We start from the raw sequence: 24,320 nt of genomic DNA, 5'->3' as shown, positions 1-24,320 counted from the left end.
ACTGGCCCGGTGCGAAGTCCCCTGCGGGGTCCGCGTGGTGCTCGGGCGGCTCATGGCGTTCGTTGTGGATTTGTGTGCTGCCGTGCCTTCCCCCGGAGGGTGTAGGCGTGCCATAAGCGGGGCCTGACAGCGACACACCCTGCCGTATACGGACGCCGCGCGGCAATTTCCCGTTGAGTGGCAAACTTCACACGCCGCGAACGAGGGTAATTCCGAGCGCCCGCCGCCCCCGCACGCTAAGCTGCTGCGCCCTCCGGAGAGGACGCAGCAGCCTTCCATCACGCTCTTGGCGGTCCCGTCGGGCACCCCGAACGGACTACGCCCCGCCGTCCTCCAGCATCTCGGTGACGAGTGCCGCGATGGCGGACCGCTCGGAACGGTTCAGCGTCACATGGGCGAACAGCGGGTGCCCCTTGAGCTTCTCCACCACCGCCACGACACCGTCGTACCGGCCGACCCGGAGGTTGTCGCGCTGGGCCACGTCGTGGGTGAGCACCACCCGCGAGCCGGCCCCGATCCGGGACAGCACGGTCAGCAGCACGTTGCGCTCCAGCGACTGCGCCTCGTCCACGATCACGAAGGCGTCGTGCAGCGAGCGCCCCCTGATGTGGGTCAGCGGCAGCACTTCGAGCATGCCGCGGGCCACGACCTCCTCGATGACCTCCTTGGTGGTGACCGCGGACAGCGTGTCGAACACCGCCTGCGCCCACGGGCTCATCTTCTCGGCCTCGCTGCCGGGCAGATACCCCAACTCCTGGCCGCCGACCGCGTAGAGCGGCCGGAAGACCATCACCTTGCGGTGCTGGCGGCGCTCCAGGACCGCCTCCAGACCCGCGCACAGCGCCAGCGCCGACTTGCCGGTGCCGGCCCGGCCGCCCATCGAGACGATGCCGACCTCCGGGTCCAGCAGCAGGTCCAGCGCCACGCGCTGCTCCGCGCTGCGGCCGTGGATGCCGAACGCCTCCCGGTCGCCGCGCACCAGCCGGACCTGGCCGTCGGCGGTGACCCGCCCCAGCGCCTTGCCCCGCTCGGACTGCAGCACCAGGCCGGTGTGCACCGGGAGGTCCGCCGCCTCGGGCAGCGTGATGACCTCCTGGGCGAAGAGCGCGTCCACGTCCTCCGCCGAGACCAGCAACTCCTCCATTCCGGTCCAGCCCGAGGTGATCGCGAGCTCGGCGCGGTACTCCTCGGCCAGCAGGCCGACCGAGGACGCCTTCACCCGCAGCGGCAGGTCCTTGGAGACGACGGTGACGTCGTACCCCTCGGCCTGGAGGTTGCGGGCGACGGCGAGGATGCGCGAGTCGTTGTCACCGAGCCGGTATCCCGCGGGCAGCACCCCGGGGTCCGAGTGGTTGAGCTCGACGCGGAGCGTACCGCCGACGTCACCGATCGGGATCGGTGCGTCGAGCCGGCCGAACCGGATGCGGTACTCGTCCAGCAGCCTGAGGGCCTGCCGGGCGAAGTAGCCGAGTTCCGGGTGGTGGCGCTTGGCCTCCAGCTCCGTGACCACGACGACGGGGAGCACGACCTCGTGCTCGTCGAAGCGGGTCAGGGCGTTGGGGTCTGCAAGCAGCACGCTGGTGTCGAGTACATACGTGCGCCGGTCGTGCTCACGGCGATTCTTGCTGGTCACCACGTGTGGACGAACCCCCTCGGGAGAGGTGAGTCTGCGGTCCGACAGCCAAGGTCCGGATGCCGGTCTGCCAGTGATATGCCCTGGAAAGCTCGCCGCCATGCGGACGCATATGACAGTCGTCTATTGGTCATCGACCCGTCACCGACCGCTCATCCGTATTCCGGGGAGCTTCGCAGCCACCGTAACTCCGCTGGCCGACCGCCTACCAGCCCTTTTTGTCCGCTTGCTGACAGGCCGCGACTGGTTACGATCCGTAACGCCGGTGCCGGGCGGCGTAGTCGCGCAGCGCCCGCAGGAAGTCCACCTTGCGGAAGGCGGGCCAGAAGACCTCGCAGAAGTAGTACTCGGAATGCGCGCTCTGCCAGAGCATGAATCCGGACAGCCGCTGCTCGCCCGAGGTGCGGATCACCAGATCGGGATCAGGCTGGCCGCGGGTGTACAGGTGCTCGGCGATGTGCTCGACGTCCAGGATCTCGGCGAGGTTCTCGATCGTGGTGCCGCGTCCGGCGTGCTCGTGCAGCAGCGACCGTACGGCGTCGGCGATCTCCTGCCGGCCGCCGTAGCCCACCGCGACGTTCACCAGGATGCCGGTACGGCCGTGGGTGGCCTGCTCGGCCTCCTTGAGCACCGACTGGGTGTGCGCGGGCAGCAGGTCCATGGTGCCGACGTGGTGCACCCGCCAGCGGTCGCCGGCGGCCAGTTCGGTGACGGCGTCCTCGATGATGCCGAGCAGCGGGACGAGCTCCTCGGCGGGCCGGTCCAGGTTGTCGGTGGACAGCAGCCACAGGGTGACCACCTCGACACCGGTCTCCTCGCACCAGCCCAGCATCTCGGCGATCTTGTCCGCCCCGGCCCGGTGGCCCTGCTCGGTGGTGCCGCCGGCCGCCTTGGCCCAGCGGCGGTTGCCGTCGAGGATCACGCCGATGTGCTTGGGAGCCTGCGTCACATCGAGCCGGCGTTCCACTCGGCGGGAGTACAGCCCGTACACCAGGTCGCGCAGTTTCATCGCGTACCAGCCCCTCCTGCACTCCGGACGCCCGGCGGCCACAGTACTGCGCGAAGTGCCGTCCGGACGAACCGAGCGGTGGCGGGAGGTGCGCGAGGGGCGGGGCGGGTGGCGGTGGCGACGGCGGGCGGCGCGACCCGCGGGCCGGGCGCCGCCGGGCAGTAAGCGGTTCAACCACGCGTGATAAGCAGGGCCCGTGAATATCCGCAACCTCTACCGCGCCTCCGACGAGCGCTACGACTCGATGGAGTACCGCCGCACCGGCCGCAGCGGCCTCAAGCTCCCGGCCGTCTCGCTCGGCCTCTGGCACAACTTCGGCGACGACCGCACGCTGGACTCGCAGCGGGCCATCCTGCGCCGCGCCTTCGACCTCGGCGTCACGCACTTCGACCTGGCGAACAACTACGGCCCGCCGTACGGGGGCGCCGAGGCCAACTTCGGCACCCTGTTCGCCCAGGACTTCCGGCCCTACCGCGACGAGCTGGTGATCTCCACCAAGGCGGGCTACGACATGTGGCCCGGCCCGTACGGCGAGTGGGGCTCGCGCAAGTACCTGCTGGCGTCGCTGGACCAGTCGCTGGCCCGGACCGGCCTGGACTACGTCGACGTCTTCTACTCGCACCGCTTCGACCCGGACACCCCGCTGGAGGAGACGATGGGCGCGCTGGCGTCCGCGGTCCGGCAGGGCAAGGCGCTGTACGTCGGCATCTCCTCCTACGGCCCGGACAGCACCCGGGAGGCCGCCCGGATCCTGCGCGGGCTGGGGGTGCCGGCGCTGATCCACCAGCCGTCGTACTCGATGATCAACCGCTGGATCGAGAACGAGGGCCTGCTGGACGTGCTGGAGGAGGAGGGCATGGGCTGCATCGGCTTCGTGCCGCTCGCCCAGGGCCTGCTGACCGACCGCTACCTCGGCGGCATCCCTGAGGACTCCCGGGCGGCGCAGGGCAAGTCGCTGAACCCCGCGCTGGTCAACGACGAGACGGTCGCCCGGCTGCGCGCCCTCGACGAGGTCGCCGCCGGCCGCGGCCAGTCGCTGGCCCAGCTCGCCCTGAGCTGGGTGCTGCGCGACCCCCGGGTCACCTCCGCGCTCATCGGCGCGTCCTCGGTGGCCCAGCTGGAGGCGAACGTCGCGGCGGTCGGCGCGGCGCCGCTCTCGGCGGAGGAGCTGGCGGAGATCGACCGCCACGCGGTGGAGCCGGAGGGCGTGAACCTCTGGTCGGCGTGACCGGCCGGGGCCGGCCGGTCACGCCGGTCGCCGCCGGGCCTTACCGGTCCGGCGGCCCGGGGCCCCCGCCCGGCCCGGCCGCCTTCCGGCCTTCCGGCCTTCTGACCTTCTGACCTTCTGACCTTCTAGCCGGAGGCGAAGAGAAGGCCCGCCAGGGCGCCCAGGAGCATGAAGGGGCCGAAGGGGATCGGGGTCCTGCGGGTGGCGCGGCGGGCGGCGACCAGGGCCAGACCGGTGACCGCCGCCAGCAGGAAGCCGGCGAACGTGCCGGCGACGACGGCCGGCCAGCCGTACCAGCCGAGGGCCAGGCCGAGGGTGGGCGCGAGCTTCACGTCGCCGAAGCCCATGCCGGCCGGGTTGGCGAAGAAGAGCGCGAAGTACAGCGCGCCCAGTGCCGCCGCCGCGGTCAGCGCCCGCGGCCAGGAGCCCTGGTGGGACGGCAGCAGCGCGGCCAGCCCGAGGAGCGCGGCGGTGCCGCCGAGCGCGGGCAGCGTCAGTATGTCGGGCAGCCGGAAGACCAGCAGGTCGACCCGGGCCAGCAGCAGCCCGGCCGGAACCAGCAGCAGCCACACCGCGGTCTCGGGGTGCGCCCCGGCCGCCAGCGCCACCGCCACGCACCCGAGCGCGCACGCCGAGCCCGCGCCGTACCCGGGTCCGTACCGGGGGGTCGGGCAGCCGGGTACGGCGCAGCGGGCCGGGCCGAACCAGCCGCCGAGCGGGTGGCCCGAGGGGCAGAGGTCCGCCCAGGGCCGCTCGGCCGGCACCGCCAGCCGGTACGCCGCCCGCGGCAGCAGCGCCCCGGCGGCAGTTCCCCAGACGGCGGCGGCCAGGATCAGATAGACAGGCACCGGGCGACCGTACACGGGGCGCCAAAAGCCCGGCGGGCCACGGCGGTCGGGGGCCGGGCAGCCGTCCGGCTGCGGGGCGGCCTCCGGGGCGGGAGCGCGCCGCGCAGGGGCGGCGCGCGGCCCGGCATCGGGGGCGGGGCGCCGGGAGCAGGGCCGACAGGCGGGACCGGGGCCGGTACGACCGGCGGGGACCCCGGCGGGCAGGCAGGATCCGGGTACGGCGGAGGAGGCTTTGGTGGGGCGACGGTGGCGGGACGGCGAAGGCACGCTGCGGGCACCCGGGGCGGAGGTGCCGTTGCGGGTGGCGGCGTCGTACCGGGCCAGGACCCGGGGGCTGCTGGGGGCGGCCGGGATCGCGGGGGCGCTGCTGCTGACCCCGGCGTCGAGTGTGCACACCGTACGGATGCGGTTCGCGATCGACGTCGCCTATCTCGACCGGCGGCTGCGGGTGCTCGCGGTGGTCACGATGCCGCCGGGCCGGGTCGGCCGGCCGCGGCTGCGGGCGCGGCACGTCCTGGAGGCGGAGGCGGGCGCGATGGCGGTGTGGGGGATCCGGCGGGGCGTGGCGCTGGAGGCGGTGCTCACGGCAGCCGCGCCGGGCTGAACTCGATGCTGTTGACGATCTCCGGGAGCAGCGCCGAGGCGTGGGCGGCGCCGTCGACCGCCCAGGCGCGCACCACCAGTGGGCGGCCGTCGCGCCCCCGGACGTGGACCTGGACGTAGGCGGCGGGGCGCCCGTCGGGCGCGGGGCGGGCGTAGTTGTAGACCCTGGCGCGGCGCCCGTCGAGGACCAGGGTGTCCTTGCGGGCGTCGGGCGGCGCGGTCGGCGCGGCGGGGGCGGGGGCGGCGCCGGGAGCCCCCTGTCCGGCGGGGACGACGCTGAGGGCGGCGTCGGTACGGCCGCCCGCGCCGCGCAGTACGGCTCCGCCGCCGCCCGTCTCCCGCCAGCTCTTGGGATGCGCGACGGCCACCTCGCCCGCCCGCAGATAGCGCCACCCGTCCGGCGCGCCCCGGCCGACCGAGCAGCCGGCCGCGGCCACCGGGCCGAGGATCAGCAACGCCCCGGTGCGCACCCTTGTGCCACGCTTCTTCCCCATGGGGGCAATCTACGGCGCCGCGGCGCCGGCCCGGCCGATGCCGGCACGCGGGCGAGGCGGGCCGCGTACACGGCCCCGCGGGGGCGCAGCGGGCCGGCGGCGTACGCGGAACCGCGCGGGCAAAGAAAAACGGGCCGGTTCGCAGGGGGGGAGAGCGAACCGGCCCGAGGGGGGAGTTACACCGTACCGCGTCTGAGCCCCCGCTTAGGCCGTTACGCGGCAGGAGGCGTAAAAGTGATCTCGACCCTCCGGTTTTGCTGCCGCCCGCTTTCGGTGGAATTGTCGGCGATCGGGTAGTCCTCGCCGTACCCGCGCACCTGGAAAGTGTGGGATGCGTCACCCAGTGCGTCGAGCTCCGTCGCCAGCACGTTGTAGACCGCGTCGGCCCGCGCCTTGGACAGCACGTCGCCGTGCTCGCTGCTGCCCAGATCGTCGGTGAACCCGAAGACACGGATGGGTGACGAGACGTGCCGCGCGTTGATGTCGCCCGCGATGGCCCGGATCCGCCCGGTCGCGGCGGGGGCCAGGCGCGCGCTGTCCTTGCCGAACAGCACCTCGGCCTGGAGCGCGTAGGTCACCGTCGTGTTGGACGTCTCCTGGCGCTGCTCCGGCTGGCTCGCGGCCACCGAGCTCTCGTCGGTCACCGAGACGATGTCCAGCACCTTGGAGGGGGCCAGCGTGGCCCCGGCGGTCAGTCGGAGGCCCGGCGAGTCCGGGTTGATCGGCACCGGCGGGGTCGCGGCGGCCTCCCCGGCGTTCGGCGGCGGGTTCGGGGCCGCCACGGCGGCCGTCCCGTTGACCGCGCCGGCCGCCAGCAGCACGGCGAGCAGCGCGCCGGCCGCCGCCGAGGCGGCGGTGGTGGAAGCGGCGGGCTTCACTGGCATCTCACCCCTCGGAGAGTGTGATCTTGGCGGGCGGCATGGTGGGCAGGTCGAACTCGACCTCGGTGGTGGCCGCGGGGGGCGCCGGGAACTGGGCGAAGATCGGCACCGTCGCCTGGGGCTTGACGTCGATCAGGCCCGTCGTGCACAGGCAGCGGCCGTCGGTGTCGCGCAGCACGTAGTAGCGCTTCTTGCCGGCCTCGTCCACCAGGACCGCGCCCGCCACCGATGCCCCGGACTTCACCAGCGCCGTCTCCTGGCCCCGCCAGTCCACCGCGTTGAAGGGGGCGGTGCCGTTGTTGGTCACGGTGCCCTGGACGGTGACGTAGCCGTCCTTGTCGCGGACCGCGGAGTTGATGGTGACCAGCACGTCGTCCCCGCCCTTGATCTGCGCGAGGACCGGGCTCGGGGTGTCCGACGCCGACTGGCCGCCGCCCGCGTCGGCGGAGCCGGCGGCCGGGGTCGTGGCGGCCGGGGCGGCCGGGTCGCCGCCGGCCTTGTCACCGCCGCCGCCCCCGCCGCCGCAGCCCGCGAGCAGGAGTACGAGGCCGGCGGCCACCGCCGCGCCGGCTGTTCTGCGCCCGTGCCACTTGCCCATTGGTTGGGAACTCCTCACTGTTCGGCCGACGTCAGTCGCTCAGATGGACGGTGTAGAAGTCCGACAGGTCCAGGATGAACCCGGCATCCGTCGGGTCGATGTCCAGGGGGCCGTTGTCGCAGTCGAAGTCCACGACGGGCAGGGACAGTCCGCCGAGCGTGCAGCGCGGTTCCAGCACGGCGGTGGCGTGCGCGACGGCCTTGATGTCCTCAGTGCCGGGAACCACGGACGGGCCGACCGTGCCCAGTGTCCGGACCGCCACCCGGAAGCCGGGCGGGCCGAAGACCGGTGCGCAGTCGGTCAGTTCGGCCTGGTTGTCGGCCGCGTAGTCGGCCGCCGCCGCTCCCGGCGCGCCGCCGCAGCCGGCCTCGCCCGCCGCGTAGGTGAGCAGTTGGCGCAGCGCGGCCTGGTCGCCGGCCAGCAGCGCGGCCAGGAACTGGTTCCCCAGCAGGTCCCGCTCCTCGCGGGCCGCCGCCAACGCCGCTGCGTCGGCGGCGGTCTGCGCGCCGTTGCGGGCCACGGACGCCTGTCCCACCGCGAGATAGGCGAACGACAGGAAGAAGAGGGCGGCGATCGCGACGATGTAGATGCCGACGGTCTGGCCCTCGTCCCCGTACCGCGCCCGGCTCAGCCGCCGGCGTTCGCGATGGCGTTGATCTTGTCGATGATCGCGCCCATCACCGTGTCGCCGATGTCCGTCGTACCGGCGAGCACCCCGATGATCACCGCGATCACCACCGCGATGCCCAGATACTCGAACGACGTCTGGCCCCCGTCGGATCCGGGGCCGGTCAGCCGACCGCGGATTCTGACGAAGCGTCGGACTAGCCACCTGTTCATGATTGTTCGCCCCATCCTTTGTCACCTGGCTGTCGAGTTCGGCGGCCGTGTGCGGCCTGTCGGGTGAGGTGGACACGGTGCACCGCCTCTCGCTGGTCGTGGTGCGGGTTCGCAGTGCAGGTTGCAGGTGCAAATATGGTTGCGAATGCAAAGGTACACCCGAGTCCTCGGCATCCGCACCCGGTAGTGCCGTACGCGGCCGAAATCCCGCGGGTCGCGCGGAAACCGCGGACCCCGCAAGCATGCCGTCCAACTCCCCTCCGTGACACCGGAATCACCCATTTCCGAAGAGATCGCCGAAGTGGATCTGGGAGCCGATGATGGTGCCGGAGATCAGCAGGATCATGGTGGCCGGGACCAGCAGCATGGTGATCACCCCGGTCGCCCGCGGCACCATGCGGGCCGCGCGGCGGCGGGCGTTCTGGGCCTCGGTGCGGCGCATGTCCTGGGCGATCTGCAGGAGGGTGCGGGCGATGGGCGCGCCGAGTTCCTCGCCCTGCTGGAGGGCGGAGACGAACTGGGCCACCTGCTCGCTGCGGTTGCGCCTGCGCAGCTGGTCGAAGGCGTCCCGGCGGCTGACGCCGACGTCCATCTGCCGCAGGGCCACCCGGATCTCGTCCGACCACGGGCCCTGGTAGACGGCGTTGACGCGCTCCAGCGCCTGGCGGAAGCCGAGTCCCGCGCTGACCACCACGGCCAGCACGTCCAGGAAGTCCGGCAGGGTGCGCTCGATGTCGTCGCGGCGGCGGCGGACCGCCAGCCAGATGCCGAGATCGGCCCACCACCAGCCGTAGGCCAGCACCAGCAGCGCCAGCAGCCAGCTGCCCCGGGTCAGCAGGACCAGCCCGCCGAGGCCGCCGAGGCCGCCGTAGACCGCGCGGCGGGCCGCGTAGCGCTCAAGGGTGAGGCCGTGCGGGTGCCCGGCGTGGTCGATCCTGGCCCGGGTCCTGGCGATCCGGGCCGGGCCCATCATCCGCAGCACCATCGGGACCCAGCGGATGCCGAGCCGGTCGATGGCGTTGCCCGCCCGGGTGGTGCGGGTGCGGCCCACCTCCAGGGCAAGCGCGAGGTCGTCGGGGAGCTTGGCGTCGGCCCGCAGCAGGCCGACCGCGTGGACGACGCCCACCGCGCAGCAGGCGGCCACCAGGGCGAGTCCGAGACCGATCAGTGTCATCGCCGCCCCCTCACACGTCGATCCGGGACATCCGGCGGATCAGCGCGAACCCGACCACGTACAGGCCCAGCGCGATCAGGACGCAGATCCGGCCCAGGTTGGAGCCGGTCATGGCGCTCAGGGAGCCGGGCATGATGCGGTCCAGCAGCAGCAGCGAGCCGATGCCGATCACCGGTACCGAGTAGGCGGTCAACGTGACCTGGGACATCTGGGTGCGGACCTCCCGCCGGGTCTCCTTGCGCTCCTCCAGGGTCACCGTGAGGTTCCGCAGCGACTCCACGACCGAGCCGCCGGCCCGGCTGGACAGCACCAGGGTCGACACCAGCACCACCAGCTCCCGGCTGGGCAGCCGTTGTTGCAGTTCGGCCAGGGCGTCCTCGACCGAGTGGCCGAGCGCCATCGCGTCCGCGACCTGCTTCAACTCCTCGCCGGCCGGCGCCTCCAGCTCGTCCGCGGCCATGGAGACCGCGGTGCGCAGCGCCAGCCCGGCCTGGGTGGCGTTGGCCAGCACCCGTGCGAGGTCGGGGAGTTGGGCGATGAAGCGCTCGGTGCGCACCCGGCGCCGCCAGGACAGGAAGGAGTACGCGGTCCAGCCGGCCAGCACCGCCGCGATCGGCCCGAAGAACGGCGCCAGGACGATCGCGGCCAGCAGCCAGGCCGCGAGCACCACTCCCGCGAAGCCGGCGGTGAACTGACCGGGCGTCAGGTCGCTGCCGGTGGCCGCCAGCCGGCTCTCCAGCGTGCGGCCCCAGGCGTAGCCGCGCACCCGGCGGTCGAGCGCGGCGAAGGAGGCCCGGTGCGCGGCCGGTTCGAAGTCCCCGGCGAGCCGGTCGACCAGCGCGGCGCGGTCCGCCCGGCCGCCCCGCCAGGCGTGCAGGCCCCATACGCCGAGCACCAGCGCCACGGTGGTGACGACCAGCACCAGCAGCGGGTACGGGCCGGCGGCGAAGGCGGGCGCGGCCGACACCGTCCCGGCGCGCGGCACCGGGGCCGCGGCCGGCAGGCCGCCGCCCGGGAAGCCGCCCGGGAGCAGGTGGCCCGTCCCGGCCCACGGCACGGCGTGGGCGGCGGGCCCCGCAAGCCGCGTCATTTCGCCTCCCGGCTGTCGAGTTCCAGTTCGCTGGCGCCGATGCCGAACGCGGCGGGCACGTGCTCGCCCGCCAGGTAGAGCCGCTCGCCGATCTCCCGCGGCACCGGCCGGTGTTCGTACCAGCCGCGGACGATCCGGTCCACGCCGAGCGGTTCGGCGCGGAACCGGCTGGCGGAGCTGAGCTGGAAGGAGTCCCGGCCGCGCGAGGACAGCACCGCGATCTCGGCGATCCGCCGGGTGCCGTCGATGTGCCGGTGCAGCTGCACGATCACGTCCACCGCGGAGTTGATCTGGTCCCGCAGCGCCTCGAAGGGGATCTTCACCTCGCTCATCGAGGCCAGCGTCTGGAGTCTGAGCACCGCGTCCTCCGCGGAGTTGGCGTGCACGGTGGCCAGCGAGCCGTCGTGCCCGGTGGACATCGCCTGGAGCATGTCGAGCGTCTCGCCGCCGCGGACCTCGCCGACGATGATCCGGTCCGGCCGCATGCGCAGCGAGTTGCGCACCAGGTCGCGGATGGTGACCCGGCCCTCGCCCTCGACGTTGGGCGGCCGGGACTCCAGCCGGATCACGTGCTCCTGCTGGAGCTGGAGTTCGGCGGCGTCCTCGACGGTGATGATCCGCTCGCCGTCCGGGATCAGCCCGGACAGCGCGTTGAGCAGGGTGGTCTTGCCCGAGCCGGTGCCGCCGCTGACGATGATGTTGCACTTGGCCCGGACGAAGGAGGAGAGCAGCAGCAGCATGTGCTCGTCCAGCGTGCCCAGGCCGATGAGTTCGCTCAGGGTGTACGGGCGCGGGAAGCGGCGGATGGTGAGGGTGGGGCCGGTCAGCGACAGCGGCGGGATGATCACGTTGACGCGTTCGCCGGAGGGCAGCCGGGCGTCGACCATCGGATTGGACTCGTCCACCCGGCGGTTGACGGTGGAGACGATGCGCTCGATGGTCTGGAGCAGCTGGTCGGCGGAGGAGAAGCGGGCGGCGACCTGCTCGACCCGGCCGCCGCGTTCGACGTAGATCCGGTCCGGGCCGTTGACCATGATCTCGGTGATCGACGGGTCCTCCAGCAGCGGTTCCAGGATGCCGAGGCCGAGTGCCTCGTCCACCACCCGGCGGATCAGCGCCGCCCGTTCCGCGGTCGACAGCACCGGGCCCTCGCGGCTGATGATGTGTCCGAGGACGCGCTCGAGCCGCGCGCGGCGCTCGGCGGCGGCCAGCGCGGACATCTCGGCGAGGTCGATCTCCTGGAGCAGCTTGGCCCGGTAGACGGCCACCAGGTGGCTTTCCTGGGTCTGCGGGGTGGCCTCTTCGACGGTGAGGCGGGCACGGAGGCTCACGGTGTGTCGTCCTCCTTCGGCATCGTCGCGGAACGGGAGACGGGCCCGAACAGGCTGAGCCCGGGGAGCACGGAGGGGATCCGCACGGTCGCCCTGGCGCGGACGGCTGGGCCGCCGGTGCCGCCGGGGAAGCTGATGTCCGGGTCCACCCAGCCGCTGACGGCCTCGCGGCCCGCGGTGTACGGATCGGTCCTGGCGTCCTCCTGCGCGGCGGTACGCGCCGCGGTCCTGGCCGCGGTGGCGGCCTGCTCCGCGCAGTAGGCGACGATGCCGAGCTGGATCCCGGCGAGCGCGACGAGCAGCAGGAACGGCAGCATCCCCAGGTATTCGAGTGAGGCGACCCCGCGATCCCGCCACCCCGCCCGCGGACCCGGCCCACCCGCCCGCGGCCTCGCGGCCGCGGTGCCGGCCGGTGCGCGGCGCACCGCCGGCAGGGCGCGGGGCACGGGGCGGCCCGCCCGCGGGGCGCCCCTCATCGGTCGGGCTCCTCGTCCGTGGTGCGGGCGTGGCCGTGGACGGTGACGGGGAAGTCGATCAGCCCCGGGAAGAGGACCGGGACGTGGAGGCCGATCGTGGCGTGGACCTGGCCGTCGCCGTCCCGGGCGGCGGAGGCGTCGGTGATGTCCCAGGCGCCCGGCACCGTGCTCCTGGCCGCCGCCACGCCGTCCCGGCCGACCGCCTCGGCGCGGGCGCCCCGGTCGGCCGCGTCGCCGGCGAGGGTGAAGGTGTAGCCGGCCAGGACCGCCTGCCAGACCAGGACCAGCGTGACCAGGATGACCGGGAGCATCCCGAGGGTCTCCAGGGTGACCTGGCCCCGGTCGCCGCGCCGCTGCTTCCTGCCGCGGGCCGGCGGCGCCGGCGCGCCCGCGACCAGCCCCACCTCCCCCGCCAGCGCCCAGATCCCGGCCTTGACGGTGGAGCGGTTGTCCAGGTCCTGGAGCCGGCCGGCGTCGATGACCGCCTGCAGCTCCTTGAAGCCGGCCGGGACCACGGACGCGGCGACCTTCGTCCCGGTGATCCGCCCGATCAGCGACGGCTGGATCTCGCTGCCGCGGGCGTACCGGTTGACGACCGCCGTGGTGTCCTGCGGCTTGCGGATCTGCAGGCGGTCCCACATCCGCACCATCCGCTTGGCGGCCCGTACCGCGATGACGTCGGGGGTGGTGACGAGCAGGGCGGTGTCGGCGGTCTCCACGGCCACCGCGTTGGCGCTGGTGACCTGGGTGCCGCAGTCCACCACCACGACCTCGTAGCGCTGCCGCAGGGCGGCCAGCACCAGCCGGGCGGCGCGGTCGGTGACGTCCTCACCGCGTTCGCCGTCGGCGGGGGCGAGCAGCAGGGCGGGGCCGGACTCGTGGACGTACATCGCGTCGTTGAGGACCCGCGAGGAGACGTCGGCGATGTCGGCGAGGTCGGCCACCGAGCGGCGGAACTGCACATCGAGGTACGAGGCGATGTCGCCGCCCTGCAGGTCGAGGTCGACCAGCGCGGTGGAGCGGCCCGACGCCTGGGCGGCCAGGGCGAGTTGGACGGCGGTCACGGTCGTGCCGACGCCGCCCTTGGCGCCGGCCACCGCGACCAGGAGGCCGCCGGCCACCGCGGGCACCACCGCGCGGCCGGGGCCGAGGTGGCGCCGCACCCCGGTGGCCCAGGCGGCGGCGGCCTCCACCCGGGCTCCCAGCTCGTCGTAGGACAGCGGCAGCGCGAGGACGCCGCGGGCGCCGACGTTCATCGCGGCGGCCAGCATGGCGGGGCCGGGGTCGGCGGTGAGCAGTACCACGCCGACCGAGGGGAAGCGCAGCGCGACGTCGCGGACCAGGTCGAGTGCCGGCATCGGGGCGATCACGTCGTGCAGGACGACGACTTCGGGCAGTTCGTCGAGCCCGGCCTCGGCGGCGCGGGCGAGGGTGTCGAGCAGCGCGGTGGAGTCGCCCGCGACGGAGGCGGGTTCGAGGTCGGGCAGCTGCCCGAGCAGGCTCAGCAGGGCCCGTGCCGCGTCGGGGTCGCCGGTGGCGGCGAGGATGCGTACGCTCACCGCGCGCTCCCGGTGTCCTTGTCGCCGTTCAGCGTGTACGTGCGATCGCCCGGCGACGGCGTCCCGGTCTCGCCCGGCGCAACCAGCGCGAGGCGCACGTGGACGGCGAACGACTCGGAGAAGGCGATCCGTTGGGCGTCCTTCACGTCGAGCGCGAAGGTGATCGGCACGCCCTGGTCGGACAGCCGCTGCGCGTCGGTGGTCTTGTCGAACGCCTTGATCTGGCCGACGTCGATGACCTGCGCGTCGGCCACCATGAGCTTGGAGAGGTCCGGGTCGGTCTCGCGGCGGGCCTTGAAGGTGGCGAAGATGTTGACCCGCGCGCCGGGGGTGATCTTGCCGGCCACGCCGGTCTCCGCGTCGATCATGATGGCGATCTCCATCTGGCCCGGCTGGAGTCGGGGGCGGTCGGCGACCATGTCGGACTGCAGCAGGGTGCCCTTCTTCAGCGGCACCGCGGCGATCTTCCCCTGGAGTTCGCCGAGATCACGGACCGCGGTGTCGGGCAGCCAGCGTTTCGGCACCGATATGCGGCGCACCTTGGCGCCGCTGAGGGCGGAGTACGCCGGTACGTCCGCGGTCAGTTCGTACGCGGTGACCTTGGAGCCGACCTGCGAGCGCGCGTTGCTGACGACCGCGACCACCCCGGCGAAAGCGGCGACCGCGCACAGCACGGAGACCACCAGGAGGACGACGCCACGGCGCTGACGTGAGTTCATGTGCGGGCGGACCTATCGCTTGTGGGGTTCGAGTTGGGGGCGGCGCGGGGTCTCGACCGCGCGCTCCCGGCCGGCGGGGACGGCGGCGTGCTTCGCCGGGGTGGCCCGCTCGCCGAGTCGGGTGGCGCAGAACAGGCACTGGTCGCCGATGACTTCGAGCCCGCACCAGGTGCAGGTGTCGCGCCGTACCGAGGTGACCAGTTGGTAGAGCATGCCGACGTCCGCGATGTAGGCGGTGAACTCGACCAGCCGCGAAGTGCCCCACCAGCGGGCCGAGTCCGGTGGCAGCGGCACCTCCCGCAGGTGCTGGGAGTGCCAGGCGTCGGCGAGCGGTCCGGTGATCCAGCCGGCGTCGACGCCCGTGCCGGCCAGCGCCAGCTGGGTCTGGTAGCCGGGGCCCGGCGGCAGATGGTCGGCGTCGGCCTCGGCGAGATACGGCTCGGGGTGCGCGAGGACGGCGAAGTGCCGCCCCGGGACGAGGGACCTGACGTGGCTGCCGACGCCGACCGGCACCCGGTCGAGCTTGGCGACCGAGCCGAGCAGCGCGCCGGAGTGCAGGTAGTAGGCGAGCAGCCGGGCGGCGCCGGCGAGCACGCCGGGGCCGAGGTCGGTGCCGGCCAGTTGCCGCAGCTGCTCGCCGAGCAGGGTGCGGGCCAGTGGCGGCAGGGTGAGCGGCACGATGGCCATCCGGTCCGCCTCCAGGGCCGACCGCACGGTGTGCAGCCGGCGGCGCACCGGGTCGGCGGGGTCCGCGGGGGCGAGCACCACCACGTGGCCGTACGCGTCCAGGGCCGCCGCGGTGCGTATCACCTGGTCTTCGAGCGAGAGTGCGAGGTCGTCCGTGGTGACCGTGATGACCGTCGGCATCCGCACCTCCCCTTCTCCGTCCCACCTGGCGATTCGCGGTCGTCAGCTTATCGGCGTGTAGCGGCCCGGGTGCGGAAAGTCGCGGATCGGGATGGATGAACGACAGGTGGCGACCGGGTCTTGACAACCAGATTGGTCTGGACCAGTTTTCTCCTAACTGCATGTCCCCTGTGTTCTCTGTCACCCGCGCTCCCACCACCCCCCAACTCCTTGCCCATAGGAGGCAGTCGTGGAACGTGCATCACACGCGGCCCGGAACCGAGCGAGCCGCGCCAAGCCCAGATCGACCGTCCTGCAGCGGACCATCGCCGGCCTGAGCGCCGCCGCGGTGATCGGCACCGGCGCCGCCCTGGTCGACATGGGCTCGGCCAGCGCCGCGGCCACCAACCTGATCGCCAACCCCGGCTTCGAGAGCGGCCTTTCCAACTGGAGCTGCACGGCCGGCAGCGGTTCGGCGGTCGGCAGCCCGGTGCACGCCGGGTCCGCCGCCCTCAAGGGCGTCCCCTCCAACAGCGACAACGCCCAGTGCACCCAGACCGTCAGCGTCCAGCCCAACTCGCAGTACACGCTGAGCGCGTGGGTGCAGGGCTCCTACGTCTACATCGGCGCGACCGGCACCGGCGGCACCGACCCGTCCACCTGGACCCCGGGCACCTCCGGGTACCAGCAGCTGAGCGTCAACTTCACCACGGGTGCGAACACCAGCTCGGTGACGGTCTACACGCACGGCTGGTACGGCCAGCCCACGTACTACGCCGACGACATCTCGCTCACCGGGCCGGGCGGCACCGCGACCACCCCGCCGACCACCAGCCCGACCACCACTCCGCCGACCACCCAGCCGACGACCCCGCCGACCACCCCGCCGACGACGCCTCCCACCACGCCGCCGACGACCCCGCCGACCACCCCGGTGACCCCGCCGACCGGCGACCTGCCCAAGCACGTGGTGACCGGCTACTGGCAGAACTTCAACAACGGCGCGACCGTCCAGACCATCGCCCAGGTGCAGAGCCAGTACGACATCATCGCGGTCGCGTTCGCGGACGCGACCACCACACCCGGCGCGGTGTCCTTCACTTTGGACCCCTCGCTCAACTACAGCGTGGCGCAGTTCAAGGCGGACATCGCGGCCAAGCAGGCGGCCGGCAAGAAGGTCATCGTCTCCGTCGGCGGCCAGAACGGCACCATCTCGATCCGGGACTCCGCCTCGGCGACCAACTTCGCCAACAGCGTCTACTCGCTGATGCAGACCTACGGCTTCAACGGGGTCGACATCGACCTGGAGAACGGCATCGACTCCACGTACATGCCGCAGGCACTGCGGGCGCTGAGCGCCAAGGCCGGCTCCTCGCTGATCATCACGATGGCCCCGCAGACCATCGACATGCTCTCGGCGGGCAGCGACTACCTGGCCACCGCGCTGAAGGTCAAGGACATCCTGACCATCGTCAACACCCAGTACTACAACAGCGGTTCGATGAACGGCTGCGACGGTGGGGTCTACAGCCAGGGCACGGTGGACTTCATCACCACGCTGGCCTGCACCGCGATCCAGGCGGGCCTGTCCCCGGCGCAGATCGGCATCGGCACGCCGGCCTCCACCAGCGCGGCCGGCTCCGGCTACGTCAGCCCGACCGTCGTCAACAACGCGCTCGACTGCCTCGCCAAGGGCACCGGTTGCGGCACCTTCAAGCCCAGCACCACCTGGCCGACGATCCGCGGCGCGATGACCTGGTCCACCAACTGGGACGCCAGCGCCGGCAACGCCTGGTCCAACGGCGTCGGCGCGCACGTCCACGCGATGCCGTAACCGTCGGCGCGGCCGTACGCACGACGGCTCCCCGTACCCGGGGCGCCGCGCACACGGGCCCCCCGCGGCCGGTCCCCGGACCGGCCGCGGGGGGCCGTCCGCCGTTCGGCGGACCCCCGGGGGCCGCGGTCCCGGCCGCTCAGCCCAGGACGGCGAGGGCGTCGATCTCGACCAGCAGGCCGGCCGGGAGCCCGACGTAGACGGTGGTACGGGCCGCGGCGGCCTCCTCCAGTCCGGCGAAGAAGGCGTTGTAGAGCTCGTTGAACTCGGCGAAGTGGCCGGTGTCGGTGAGGTAGACGCGGATCATGACCACGTCCTCCCAGCTCGCGCCGCCCGCCTCCAGGACGGCCTGGACGTTGGCGAGGGTCTGCAGGGTCTGCTCGCGCAGGGTCGGCCCGGCCGGCGTCGGGGGCTCGCCCTCGACGGCCGGGAGGAAGCCGACCTGGCCGGCCACCTGGAGGATGTTCCCCTTCCGGACGCCGTGCGAGAACCGCGCGGGCGGCGCGGAATGGGTGGACGGGGTGATCGCGGTCTTGGCCGGCTCGCTCATGCGGGGTGGTCCTCGTGCTCGGGGGCGGTGACAGGTGGGTCGGACACTCGATCGGACGCCGCGCCGGACGCCGCGCCGGACCGCGCGCCAGGCGCCGGACCGGCCACCGGGCCGGACACCGGGCCGGCGGGTACGCCCGCGGCGGGCACGGCGGGCACGGCGGGCACGGTCCCGGACAGCTGCGCGCTGACCGCCTCGGCGGTCCGCAGCACCAGCGGCCGCAGCCGCAGCAGCTCCTCCGCCGTCACGACGACGTTGGGCGCGGAGACGGACATGGCCGCGCAGACCCGGCCGTCCGGGCCGCGCAGCGGGGCGCCGAGGCAGTTGATGGACTCCTCGTGGCCGCCCAGATCGCTCGCCCAGCCCTGCTCCCGCACCCGTGCCAGCTCGGCGAGGAACGCCGCGGCGTCCGGGGTGGACCGGGCGGTGTAGCGGGGGTACTCCAGGCGCTCGGCGACCGCCCGCCGCTCCGGCTCGGGCAGGTCGGCGAGCAGCAGTTTGGCGACGGCCGCGACCGTGATGGCGACCGGGCGGCCGATCCGCGAGTACATCCGGACCGGGTAGCGGCTCTCCACCTTGTCGATGTAGACCACCTCGCCCTGCTCGTACACCGCCAGGTGCACGGTGTGGCCGGTGCTTTCGTTGAGCGCGGCCAGGTGCGGGTGGGCGATGCCGCGGATGTCGAGCGCCTCCATCGCCTGCTGGGCGAGCGCGAACAGCCGGGTGCCCAGCCGGTAGCGCTGGTCGGACTGCCGGTAGACCAGGCCGTGTTCGCGCAGGGTGCGCAGCAGCCGCAGCGCGGTCGACTTGTGCACCTCCAGCCGGTCGGCGACCTGTTCCAGTCCCGCGGGGCCTTCGGCGAGCAGCGGGAGGATGCTCAGCGCCCGGTCGACGCTCTGGCTCACCGCTCCTCCCGCGTCCACCCCGGGCCGAGCCGCAGCCGGCCCCAGGCCGTGTCGTCCAGCGCGGCCAGCGCGTCGGTCAGCGCCCGGGACGGCGGTACGGCCAGGTCGTCGTGGACGGTCAGCGCGGCGGCGGCGAACAGGTGGCCGTGCCGCAGCCGGTCCCGCAGCGGCAGCTCCCGCAGCGAGGCGGACAGGAAGCCGGCCGCGAAGGCGTCGCCCGCGCCCACGTGCGCGACCACGTCCACGGCCGGCGCGGGCACCCGCAGCCGCTGTCCGGCGGTGAAGACGGTGGCGCCGGCCGCGCCCTGCTTGACGACCAGCACCGGCGGTTCGGGCAGCGCGGCCCGGATCGCGTCGGCGTCCGGCAGGCCCCACGCCGCCTCGGCCTCGTCCTCGCCGACGAACACCAGGTCGCAGCCGCGGGCGAGTTCCGCCAGCCGCCAGGGGTCGGCGTCGTGCCACAGCGCGGGCCGGTGGTTGACGTCGTAGGAGACCAGCGGGCGGCCGGGTTCGCGGTGGGTGAGGCGCCGCATCAGCGCGTGGCAGGTCGCCGAGAGTGCGGCGGTGATGCCGGTCAGGTGCAGCACCCGGCCCGACCAGGCGTCGTGCCGGCGGACCAGCGCGGGCGACAGGGCGGCGGCGGCCGAGCCCTTGCGGTAGTAGACGACCTCGGCCCGGCCCGGCTGCGCGGCGGCGGTGGCGCGCTCTGCCGCGGTGCGGAAGTAGACCCCGGTGGGGCGGCGCGGGTCGCGCTGGACGGCGCCCACGTCCACGCCGCAGGCGGCGATCGCCCCGACCAGGTGGTCGCCGAAGCCGTCGGCGCCGACCCGGCTGATCCAGCGCGCCCGGTGCCCGGCGCGGGCGAGGGTGCAGGCGACGTTGGACTCGGCGCCGCCGATCGCCCGGTGGAAGTCGGGTACGTCGGCGAGCCGGCCGGGGCGCGCGGGCACGAAGGTGACCATGGACTCGCCGAGGCACACCACGTCGTACCCGGGCTCAGGGCCGGCGGACGCGCGGGCGGCGGCGGACACGTGGGCTCTCGCTTCCCTCGGGCGGGACCGGGAGGCGTTGACCCGGCGCAGGCGTGGATGTTAGACAGCTCGCAACACGATACGCAATGGCTGTTGCGCATGACGCAACGCCCCGGTGGTACGGGAAGGTGCGGGACATGGGTGACGCCGGCGGCCTCGACGAACGGGTGGCCGCGCTGGACCGGGAGCGGATCGGCCACCGCTACAAGGCGGTGCCGCCGGACGCCCGGGACCTGACCTTCGGCGAACTCGCCGCCCAGCGCCGCGGCCTGTTCGACGGCGGCTTCACCACCCCGGCGCTGGTGCTGTCCGAGGAGGCCCTGGAGCACAACCTCGGCCTGCTGGAGCGCTACACCGCCGGGCACGGCCTCGCCTTCGCCCCGCACGGCAAGACCACCATGGCCCCGCAGCTCTTCGCCCGCCAACTGGCCCGCGGCGCCTGGGGCATCACCCTGGCCGTCCCGCACCAGGCCCGGGTGGCCCGCGCGTTCGGGATACAGCGGATTTTCCTGGCCAACGAGGTGGTCGACCCGGCCGCGCTGGCCTGGATCGGCGCGGAGTTGGACGCCGACCCGGACGTCACCTTCCTCTGCTACGTGGACTCGGTGCGCGGCGTCGAGCTGATGGCCGCGGCGCTGGAGGCGGCCGGCACCCGCCGCCCGCTCGACGTCGTGATCGAACTCGGCGCGGGCGAGGGGGCGCGGACCGGGGTGCGCACCGAGGCGGCGGCCATGGCGGTCGCGGAGGCGGCGGCGGCCACCACGGCGCTGCGGCTGGTGGGCGTCGCGGGCTACGAGGGCGAGGTGCCCGACGCCGACCCGCCGCGGGTGGCCGCCTGGCTGCGGCGGCTGGTCGCGCTCGCGGTGGACCTGGACGCCGCGGGCCGGTTCGCCGGCGCCGACGAGATCGTGGTCAGCGCGGGCGGCTCCGCCTGGTTCGACGCGGTGGCCGACGCCTTCGCCGAGCTCCCCGGGCTGTCCGCCCCTGCGCTGAAGCTGCTGCGCTCCGGCGCCTACGTCACCCACGACGACGGCCACTACCGCCGGCTGACCCCCTTCAACCGGGTCCCCGCGGAGGGCCGTCCGGAGCCCGCCCTGCGGCTGTGGGCCCAGGTGATCTCCCGCCCCTCCCCCACCGAGGCGTTCCTCAACGCGGGCAAGCGCGACGCCCCGTACGACCTCGGCCTCCCGCACCCGGTCAGTGTCCGCTCGCTGCGGACCGGCGCCCGGCGCCCGGCCCCCGCCGGCCTGGCCGTCACCGGCCTGTCCGACCAGCACACCTGGCTCACCGTCCCGGCCGACGACCCGCTCGACGTCGGCGACTGGCTGGCCCTCGGCCTGTCCCACCCCTGCACCACCTTCGACAAGTGGCCGCTCATCCCGGTGACCACCGCGGACGGCACGGTCACCTCCTTCGTCCACACGTTCTTCTGAGCGGGCGGGCCGCCGCGCCACGGCCCGCCCGGGATCGGGGAAAAGGGCTGTTCATGGACCTGGTGATGCGGGGCGCCCGCGTGGTGGACGGGACCGGCGGCAGCGCGTACACCGCCGACGTGGGGATCGAGGGCGGGCGGATCGCCGAGATCCGGCGGCCGGGCGGACCGCGGCTGAGCGGGCGGCGGACGGTGGACGCCGACGGGCTGGTGCTGGCGCCCGGGTTCATCGACATGCACGCGCACAGCGATCTGGCGCTGCTGCGCGACCCCGCGCACGAGGCGAAGGCCGCCCAGGGGGTGACGCTGGAGGTGCTCGGGCAGGACGGGCTGTCGTACGCGCCGGTCGACGACAGGACACTGGCGGACCTGCGGACGCAGATCGCCGGGTGGAACGGCGACGGCCGGGACGTGGACATCGACTGGCGGAGCGTCGGGGAGTACCTGGACCGGCTGGACCGCGGGATCGCCGTCAACGCCGCGTACCTGGTGCCGCAGGGGAGCGTACGGGCGCTGGTCATGGGCTTCGAGGACCGGCCGGCGACCGTCGGGGAGCTGCGCGCCATGAAGGAGTGGGTGGCCCGCGGGCTCTCCGAGGGCGCGGTCGGGATGTCCTCGGGGCTGACGTACACACCGGGGATGTACGCCTCGGACGCGGAACTGACCGAACTGTGCCGGGTGGTGGCCGCGTACGACGGCTACTACTGCCCGCACCACCGGTCCTACGGCGCGGGCGCGCTGACGGCCTACCGGGAGATGCTCGCGCTCGCCCGGGAGGCGGGCTGCGCGCTGCACCTGGCGCACGCCACGATGAACTTCGAGGTCAACGCGGGCCGCGCGCCCGAACTGCTGGAGCTGCTGGACCGGGCGCTGGACGGCGGCGCGGACGTCAGCCTGGACACGTACCCGTACACGCCGGGCTGTACGACGCTGGCCGCGCTGCTGCCGAGCTGGGCGGCGGCCGGCGGCCCCGGGGCGACGCTGGAGCGGCTGCGGGACGACGCGACGGCCGAGCGGATCCGGTACGCGCTGGAGGTCGAGGGGTCCGACGGCAGCCACGGGGTGCCCATGGACTGGTCCGCCGTCGAGGTCTCCGGGGTGGGCGACCCCGGCCTGCGCGGCCACGTCGGCACCCGGCTGGACGGCTGGCCCACCGCCCGCCGCCTGCTGCTGGCCGACCGGCTGGGCACCACGATCCTGCAGCACGTCGGCGACGAGGCGAACGTCGTCACGATCATGCGGCACCGCGTCCACACCGGCGGCTCCGACGGCATCCTGCACGGCGCGAAGCCGCACCCGCGGGCGTACGGCACCTTCCCGCGCTATCTCGGCCACTACGTCAGGGAGGCGGGCGTGCTCGGGCTGGAGGAGTGCGTCGCCCACCTCACCGGCCGCCCCGCGGCCCGGCTGCGGCTGCCCGACCGCGGCCTGGTCCGCGAGGGCTACCGCGCCGACCTGGTCCTCTTCGACCCCGCGACGGTCGCCGCGGGCGCCACCTACGACCGGCCGCGCGCCCTGCCGACCGGCATCCCGCACGTGCTGATCGACGGCCGGTTCGTCGTCGAGGACGGCCGGCGGACCGCCGTGCTGGCCGGGCGCGCGGTCCGGCGGCGGCCCGCCCGCCGCGGACCGGCCGCGGACCGGCCCGCCCGATGAACCGGCGGCTTGTCCGGCGCGGGCCCCGGGCGCCGCCGGGTGGCGGAAAACACCGCGCGGCCCGCGTTACGTGGCCGTAAGGTGACCGGCATGCAGGTGATCCAGTCCACGAAGCTCGCCAACGTCTGCTACGACATCCGCGGCCCGGTACTCGAAGAGGCCATGCGGCTCCAGGCGGCGGGCCACCGCATCCTGGAGCTGAACACCGGCAATCCCGCGCCCTTCGGCTTCGAGTGCCCGCCGGAGATCCTTGAGGACATGCTCAGGTCGCTGGGCGCCGCCCACGGCTACGTGAACTCCAAGGGCATCGTGCCGGCGCGCCGGGCGGTCGTACAGCACTACCAGACCAAGGGCATCGATCTCGACGTCGAGGACGTCTACCTCGGCAACGGCGTGTCCGAGCTGATCCAGATGTCCATGCAGGCCCTGCTGGACGACGGCGACGAGGTGCTGGTGCCCGCGCCGGACTACCCGCTGTGGACGGCGGCGGTGTCGCTGTCGGGCGGCACCGCGGTGCACTACCGGTGCGACGAGCAGGCCGACTGGTTCCCGGACCTGGCCGACGTCGAGCGCGGGATCACCGACCGCACCAAGGCGATCGTGCTGATCAACCCGAACAACCCGACCGGCGCCGTATACGACGACGAACTGCTGCGCGGCTTCGCCGACATCGCCCGCCGGCACCAGCTGATCGTCTGCGCCGACGAGATCTACGACAAGATCCTGTACGACGACGCGACGCACACGCCGTTCGCCGCCATCGCGCCCGACCTGCTGACCTTGACGTTCAACGGTCTGTCGAAGGCGTACCGGGTGGCCGGCTACCGCAGCGGCTGGCTCGCGGTGTGCGGACCCAAGGAGCACGCGACCAGCTACATCGAGGGTCTGACGATCCTGTCGAACATGCGGCTTTGCGCCAACGTCCCGGCCCAGCACGCGATCGCCACCGCGCTGGGCGGCCGGCAGTCCATCAAGGACCTGGTGCTGCCCGGCGGGCGGCTCACCGAGCAGCGCGACGCCGCTTACGCGGCGCTGACCGCGATTCCGGGTGTCACCTGTGTGAAACCGCGCGGCGCGCTGTACGCGTTCCCGCGGCTGGACCCGAAGGTCTACAAGATCAAGGACGACCAGCAGATGGTGCTCGACCTGCTGCGGGCCGAGCGGATCCTGGTGGTCCAGGGCACCGGCTTCAACTGGCCCGAACCGGACCACTTCCGCCTCGTCACCCTCCCCGCCAAGGAGGACCTCACGGAGGCGGTCACCCGCATCGGGCGCTTCCTGGACGGCTACAGCCAGCCGTAGCGCTCGCGCTGGCGTCGGCGGGGTGCGCTGCCGCGCGGGGTGCCCTGCGGGGTGCCCCGGCGGCGGGGCGGGCCGGTAGGGCGCGGGGAACGGCGCGACCGGCCGGCGCAGCGGCGCGCCGGGCCCGCAAGCCCGGCGCGCCGCGGTCGATCCCCCGGACCACCGGGCGGTGCCGTGCTGACCGCGCAGTTCCCCGCGCCCCTCAAGTGGCGGACCCTCACGGACAGCCGCCCACCACCGGGCGGTGGTCCGCTGGGCACACAGCTTCCCGCAAGCCCCAG

General features: G+C 73.7%; 24 protein-coding genes. 6 read left to right on the top strand and 18 right to left on the bottom strand.

Going from position 1 to position 24,320, the window contains the following annotated elements:
- Window positions 1-316 precede the first annotated feature (316 nt).
- Together RLT57_RS19490 and RLT57_RS19485 are read right to left on the bottom strand one after the other, a co-directional pair.
- Window positions 317-1,636, bottom strand: a complete 1,320-nt coding sequence (locus RLT57_RS19490) for a PhoH family protein (protein ID WP_311298673.1) — start codon at window positions 1,634-1,636, stop codon at window positions 317-319.
- A 244-nt stretch (window positions 1,637-1,880) separates the two neighbouring features.
- Window positions 1,881-2,642 carry an isoprenyl transferase gene (locus tag RLT57_RS19485; RefSeq protein ID WP_311298672.1) on the bottom strand — a complete coding sequence of 254 codons (762 nt, stop codon included), beginning with the start codon at window positions 2,640-2,642 and terminating at the stop codon, window positions 1,881-1,883.
- Between the two features lie 196 nt (window positions 2,643-2,838).
- Here RLT57_RS19485 and mgrA point away from each other — a divergent pair, with 196 nt between their 5' ends.
- Window positions 2,839-3,870, top strand: coding sequence for an L-glyceraldehyde 3-phosphate reductase (gene mgrA / locus RLT57_RS19480; protein ID WP_311298671.1), 1,032 nt, complete (start codon window positions 2,839-2,841; stop codon window positions 3,868-3,870).
- A gap of 125 nt (window positions 3,871-3,995) precedes the next feature.
- On the opposite strand, the gene RLT57_RS19475 is transcribed toward mgrA, so the two are convergent.
- Window positions 3,996-4,718 carry an A24 family peptidase gene (locus RLT57_RS19475; protein WP_311298670.1) on the bottom strand — a complete coding sequence of 241 codons (723 nt, stop codon included), beginning with the start codon at window positions 4,716-4,718 and terminating at the stop codon, window positions 3,996-3,998.
- Window positions 4,719-4,953: 235 nt separating this feature from the next.
- On the opposite strand from RLT57_RS19475, the gene RLT57_RS19470 reads away from it, so the two are divergent.
- Complete coding sequence (locus RLT57_RS19470; RefSeq protein ID WP_399129009.1) at window positions 4,954-5,322, top strand: DUF192 domain-containing protein; 369 nt, start codon at window positions 4,954-4,956, stop codon at window positions 5,320-5,322.
- Here RLT57_RS19470 and RLT57_RS19465 read toward each other — a convergent pair.
- The 12 genes from RLT57_RS19465 to RLT57_RS19410 all read right to left on the bottom strand — a co-directional run bounded on the left by RLT57_RS19465 (window position 5,300) and on the right by RLT57_RS19410 (window position 15,350).
- Window positions 5,300-5,815: a hypothetical protein gene (locus RLT57_RS19465; protein WP_311298668.1), complete on the bottom strand. Its 516-nt coding sequence runs from the start codon at window positions 5,813-5,815 to the stop codon at window positions 5,300-5,302. The two genes, RLT57_RS19470 and RLT57_RS19465, sit on opposite strands and share 23 nt — an antisense overlap.
- A gap of 212 nt (window positions 5,816-6,027) precedes the next feature.
- A complete protein-coding gene (locus tag RLT57_RS19460) occupies window positions 6,028-6,699 on the bottom strand; it encodes an OmpA family protein (RefSeq protein WP_311298666.1) in 672 nt (223 codons plus the stop codon).
- Between the two features lies 1 nt (window position 6,700).
- The gene (locus RLT57_RS19455; RefSeq protein ID WP_311298665.1) at window positions 6,701-7,294 is read right to left on the bottom strand and encodes a hypothetical protein; all 594 of its coding nucleotides are present in this window, start codon (window positions 7,292-7,294) and stop codon (window positions 6,701-6,703) included.
- Window positions 7,295-7,325: 31 nt separating this feature from the next.
- A complete protein-coding gene (locus tag RLT57_RS19450) occupies window positions 7,326-7,925 on the bottom strand; it encodes a pilus assembly protein TadG-related protein (protein ID WP_399129891.1) in 600 nt (199 codons plus the stop codon).
- Window positions 7,922-8,134, bottom strand: a complete 213-nt coding sequence (locus RLT57_RS19445; RefSeq protein WP_311298664.1) for a hypothetical protein — start codon at window positions 8,132-8,134, stop codon at window positions 7,922-7,924. Before RLT57_RS19445 ends, RLT57_RS19450 begins: the two co-directional genes overlap by 4 nt.
- Window positions 8,135-8,408: 274 nt before the next feature.
- On the bottom strand, window positions 8,409-9,308 hold the full coding sequence (locus tag RLT57_RS19440) for a DUF5936 domain-containing protein (protein WP_311298663.1): 900 nt from the start codon (window positions 9,306-9,308) through the stop codon (window positions 8,409-8,411).
- 10 nt (window positions 9,309-9,318) lie between these two features.
- Window positions 9,319-10,398 (bottom strand): type II secretion system F family protein, encoded by a 1,080-nt coding sequence (locus tag RLT57_RS19435; protein WP_311298662.1) that lies wholly within the window; start codon window positions 10,396-10,398, stop codon window positions 9,319-9,321.
- Complete coding sequence (locus RLT57_RS19430) at window positions 10,395-11,729, bottom strand: CpaF family protein (protein WP_311298661.1); 1,335 nt, start codon at window positions 11,727-11,729, stop codon at window positions 10,395-10,397. The genes RLT57_RS19435 and RLT57_RS19430 overlap by 4 nt, the downstream gene beginning before the upstream one ends.
- Window positions 11,726-12,046 (bottom strand): TadE/TadG family type IV pilus assembly protein, encoded by a 321-nt coding sequence (locus RLT57_RS19425; protein ID WP_399129005.1) that lies wholly within the window; start codon window positions 12,044-12,046, stop codon window positions 11,726-11,728. Before RLT57_RS19425 ends, RLT57_RS19430 begins: the two co-directional genes overlap by 4 nt.
- Before the next feature lie 155 nt (window positions 12,047-12,201).
- On the bottom strand, window positions 12,202-13,764 hold the full coding sequence (locus RLT57_RS19420; RefSeq protein WP_311298660.1) for an AAA family ATPase: 1,563 nt from the start codon (window positions 13,762-13,764) through the stop codon (window positions 12,202-12,204).
- Complete coding sequence (gene cpaB / locus RLT57_RS19415; RefSeq protein ID WP_311298659.1) at window positions 13,761-14,483, bottom strand: Flp pilus assembly protein CpaB; 723 nt, start codon at window positions 14,481-14,483, stop codon at window positions 13,761-13,763. Before cpaB ends, RLT57_RS19420 begins: the two co-directional genes overlap by 4 nt.
- A gap of 12 nt (window positions 14,484-14,495) precedes the next feature.
- Window positions 14,496-15,350: a hypothetical protein gene (locus RLT57_RS19410; protein WP_311298658.1), complete on the bottom strand. Its 855-nt coding sequence runs from the start codon at window positions 15,348-15,350 to the stop codon at window positions 14,496-14,498.
- A gap of 229 nt (window positions 15,351-15,579) precedes the next feature.
- On the opposite strand from RLT57_RS19410, the gene RLT57_RS19405 reads away from it, so the two are divergent.
- The gene (locus RLT57_RS19405) at window positions 15,580-17,163 is read left to right on the top strand and encodes a chitinase (protein ID WP_399129002.1); all 1,584 of its coding nucleotides are present in this window, start codon (window positions 15,580-15,582) and stop codon (window positions 17,161-17,163) included.
- A 139-nt stretch (window positions 17,164-17,302) separates the two neighbouring features.
- Here the strand turns inward: RLT57_RS19405 and RLT57_RS19400 are convergent, their stop codons facing one another.
- The 3 genes from RLT57_RS19400 to RLT57_RS19390 are packed head-to-tail and all read right to left on the bottom strand — an operon-like array spanning window position 17,303 to window position 19,649.
- Entirely contained in the window at window positions 17,303-17,713 is a 411-nt protein-coding gene (locus RLT57_RS19400; protein WP_311298657.1) for a RidA family protein, read from the bottom strand.
- Entirely contained in the window at window positions 17,710-18,618 is a 909-nt protein-coding gene (locus RLT57_RS19395) for an IclR family transcriptional regulator (RefSeq protein ID WP_311298656.1), read from the bottom strand. Before RLT57_RS19395 ends, RLT57_RS19400 begins: the two co-directional genes overlap by 4 nt.
- Window positions 18,615-19,649, bottom strand: coding sequence for a sugar kinase (locus RLT57_RS19390; RefSeq protein ID WP_311298655.1), 1,035 nt, complete (start codon window positions 19,647-19,649; stop codon window positions 18,615-18,617). The genes RLT57_RS19395 and RLT57_RS19390 overlap by 4 nt, the downstream gene beginning before the upstream one ends.
- A 137-nt stretch (window positions 19,650-19,786) precedes the next feature.
- On the opposite strand from RLT57_RS19390, the gene RLT57_RS19385 reads away from it, so the two are divergent.
- The 3 genes from RLT57_RS19385 (at window position 19,787) to RLT57_RS19375 (ending at window position 24,039) form a co-directional block, all read left to right on the top strand.
- Window positions 19,787-21,082, top strand: coding sequence for an alanine racemase (locus RLT57_RS19385; protein ID WP_311298654.1), 1,296 nt, complete (start codon window positions 19,787-19,789; stop codon window positions 21,080-21,082).
- A gap of 53 nt (window positions 21,083-21,135) precedes the next feature.
- A complete protein-coding gene (locus tag RLT57_RS19380; RefSeq protein ID WP_311298653.1) occupies window positions 21,136-22,737 on the top strand; it encodes an N-acyl-D-amino-acid deacylase family protein in 1,602 nt (533 codons plus the stop codon).
- 90 nt (window positions 22,738-22,827) lie between these two features.
- Window positions 22,828-24,039, top strand: a complete 1,212-nt coding sequence (locus tag RLT57_RS19375) for a pyridoxal phosphate-dependent aminotransferase (RefSeq protein ID WP_311298652.1) — start codon at window positions 22,828-22,830, stop codon at window positions 24,037-24,039.
- Window positions 24,040-24,320: the final 281 nt, after the last annotated feature.

The organism is Streptomyces sp. ITFR-21 (assembly GCF_031844685.1).
Taxonomy (GTDB): domain Bacteria; phylum Actinomycetota; class Actinomycetes; order Streptomycetales; family Streptomycetaceae; genus Actinacidiphila.
The sequence above is the reverse complement of the archived record's forward strand: the minus strand, read 5'-3'. Positions and strand labels throughout refer to the sequence as shown.

Bases quoted from the DNA above. Each gene is read 5' to 3' on its own strand.
- RLT57_RS19410 (WP_311298658.1), bottom strand. From the start codon at position 15,350: ATGCCGACGGTCATCACGGTCACCACGGACGACCTCGCACTCTCGCTC.
- RLT57_RS19460 (WP_311298666.1), bottom strand. From the start codon at position 6,699: ATGCCAGTGAAGCCCGCCGCTTCCACCACCGCCGCCTCGGCGGCGGCC.
- RLT57_RS19445 (WP_311298664.1), bottom strand. From the start codon at position 8,134: ATGAACAGGTGGCTAGTCCGACGCTTCGTCAGAATCCGCGGTCGGCTG.
- RLT57_RS19380 (WP_311298653.1), top strand. From the start codon at position 21,136: ATGGACCTGGTGATGCGGGGCGCCCGCGTGGTGGACGGGACCGGCGGC.
- RLT57_RS19455 (WP_311298665.1), bottom strand. From the start codon at position 7,294: ATGGGCAAGTGGCACGGGCGCAGAACAGCCGGCGCGGCGGTGGCCGCC.
- RLT57_RS19465 (WP_311298668.1), bottom strand. From the start codon at position 5,815: ATGGGGAAGAAGCGTGGCACAAGGGTGCGCACCGGGGCGTTGCTGATC.
- RLT57_RS19400 (WP_311298657.1), bottom strand. From the start codon at position 17,713: ATGAGCGAGCCGGCCAAGACCGCGATCACCCCGTCCACCCATTCCGCG.
- RLT57_RS19385 (WP_311298654.1), top strand. From the start codon at position 19,787: ATGGGTGACGCCGGCGGCCTCGACGAACGGGTGGCCGCGCTGGACCGG.
- cpaB (WP_311298659.1), bottom strand. From the start codon at position 14,483: ATGAACTCACGTCAGCGCCGTGGCGTCGTCCTCCTGGTGGTCTCCGTG.
- RLT57_RS19485 (WP_311298672.1), bottom strand. From the start codon at position 2,642: ATGAAACTGCGCGACCTGGTGTACGGGCTGTACTCCCGCCGAGTGGAA.
- RLT57_RS19375 (WP_311298652.1), top strand. From the start codon at position 22,828: ATGCAGGTGATCCAGTCCACGAAGCTCGCCAACGTCTGCTACGACATC.
- RLT57_RS19435 (WP_311298662.1), bottom strand. From the start codon at position 10,398: ATGACGCGGCTTGCGGGGCCCGCCGCCCACGCCGTGCCGTGGGCCGGG.
- RLT57_RS19440 (WP_311298663.1), bottom strand. From the start codon at position 9,308: ATGACACTGATCGGTCTCGGACTCGCCCTGGTGGCCGCCTGCTGCGCG.
- RLT57_RS19425 (WP_399129005.1), bottom strand. From the start codon at position 12,046: ATGCTGCCGTTCCTGCTGCTCGTCGCGCTCGCCGGGATCCAGCTCGGC.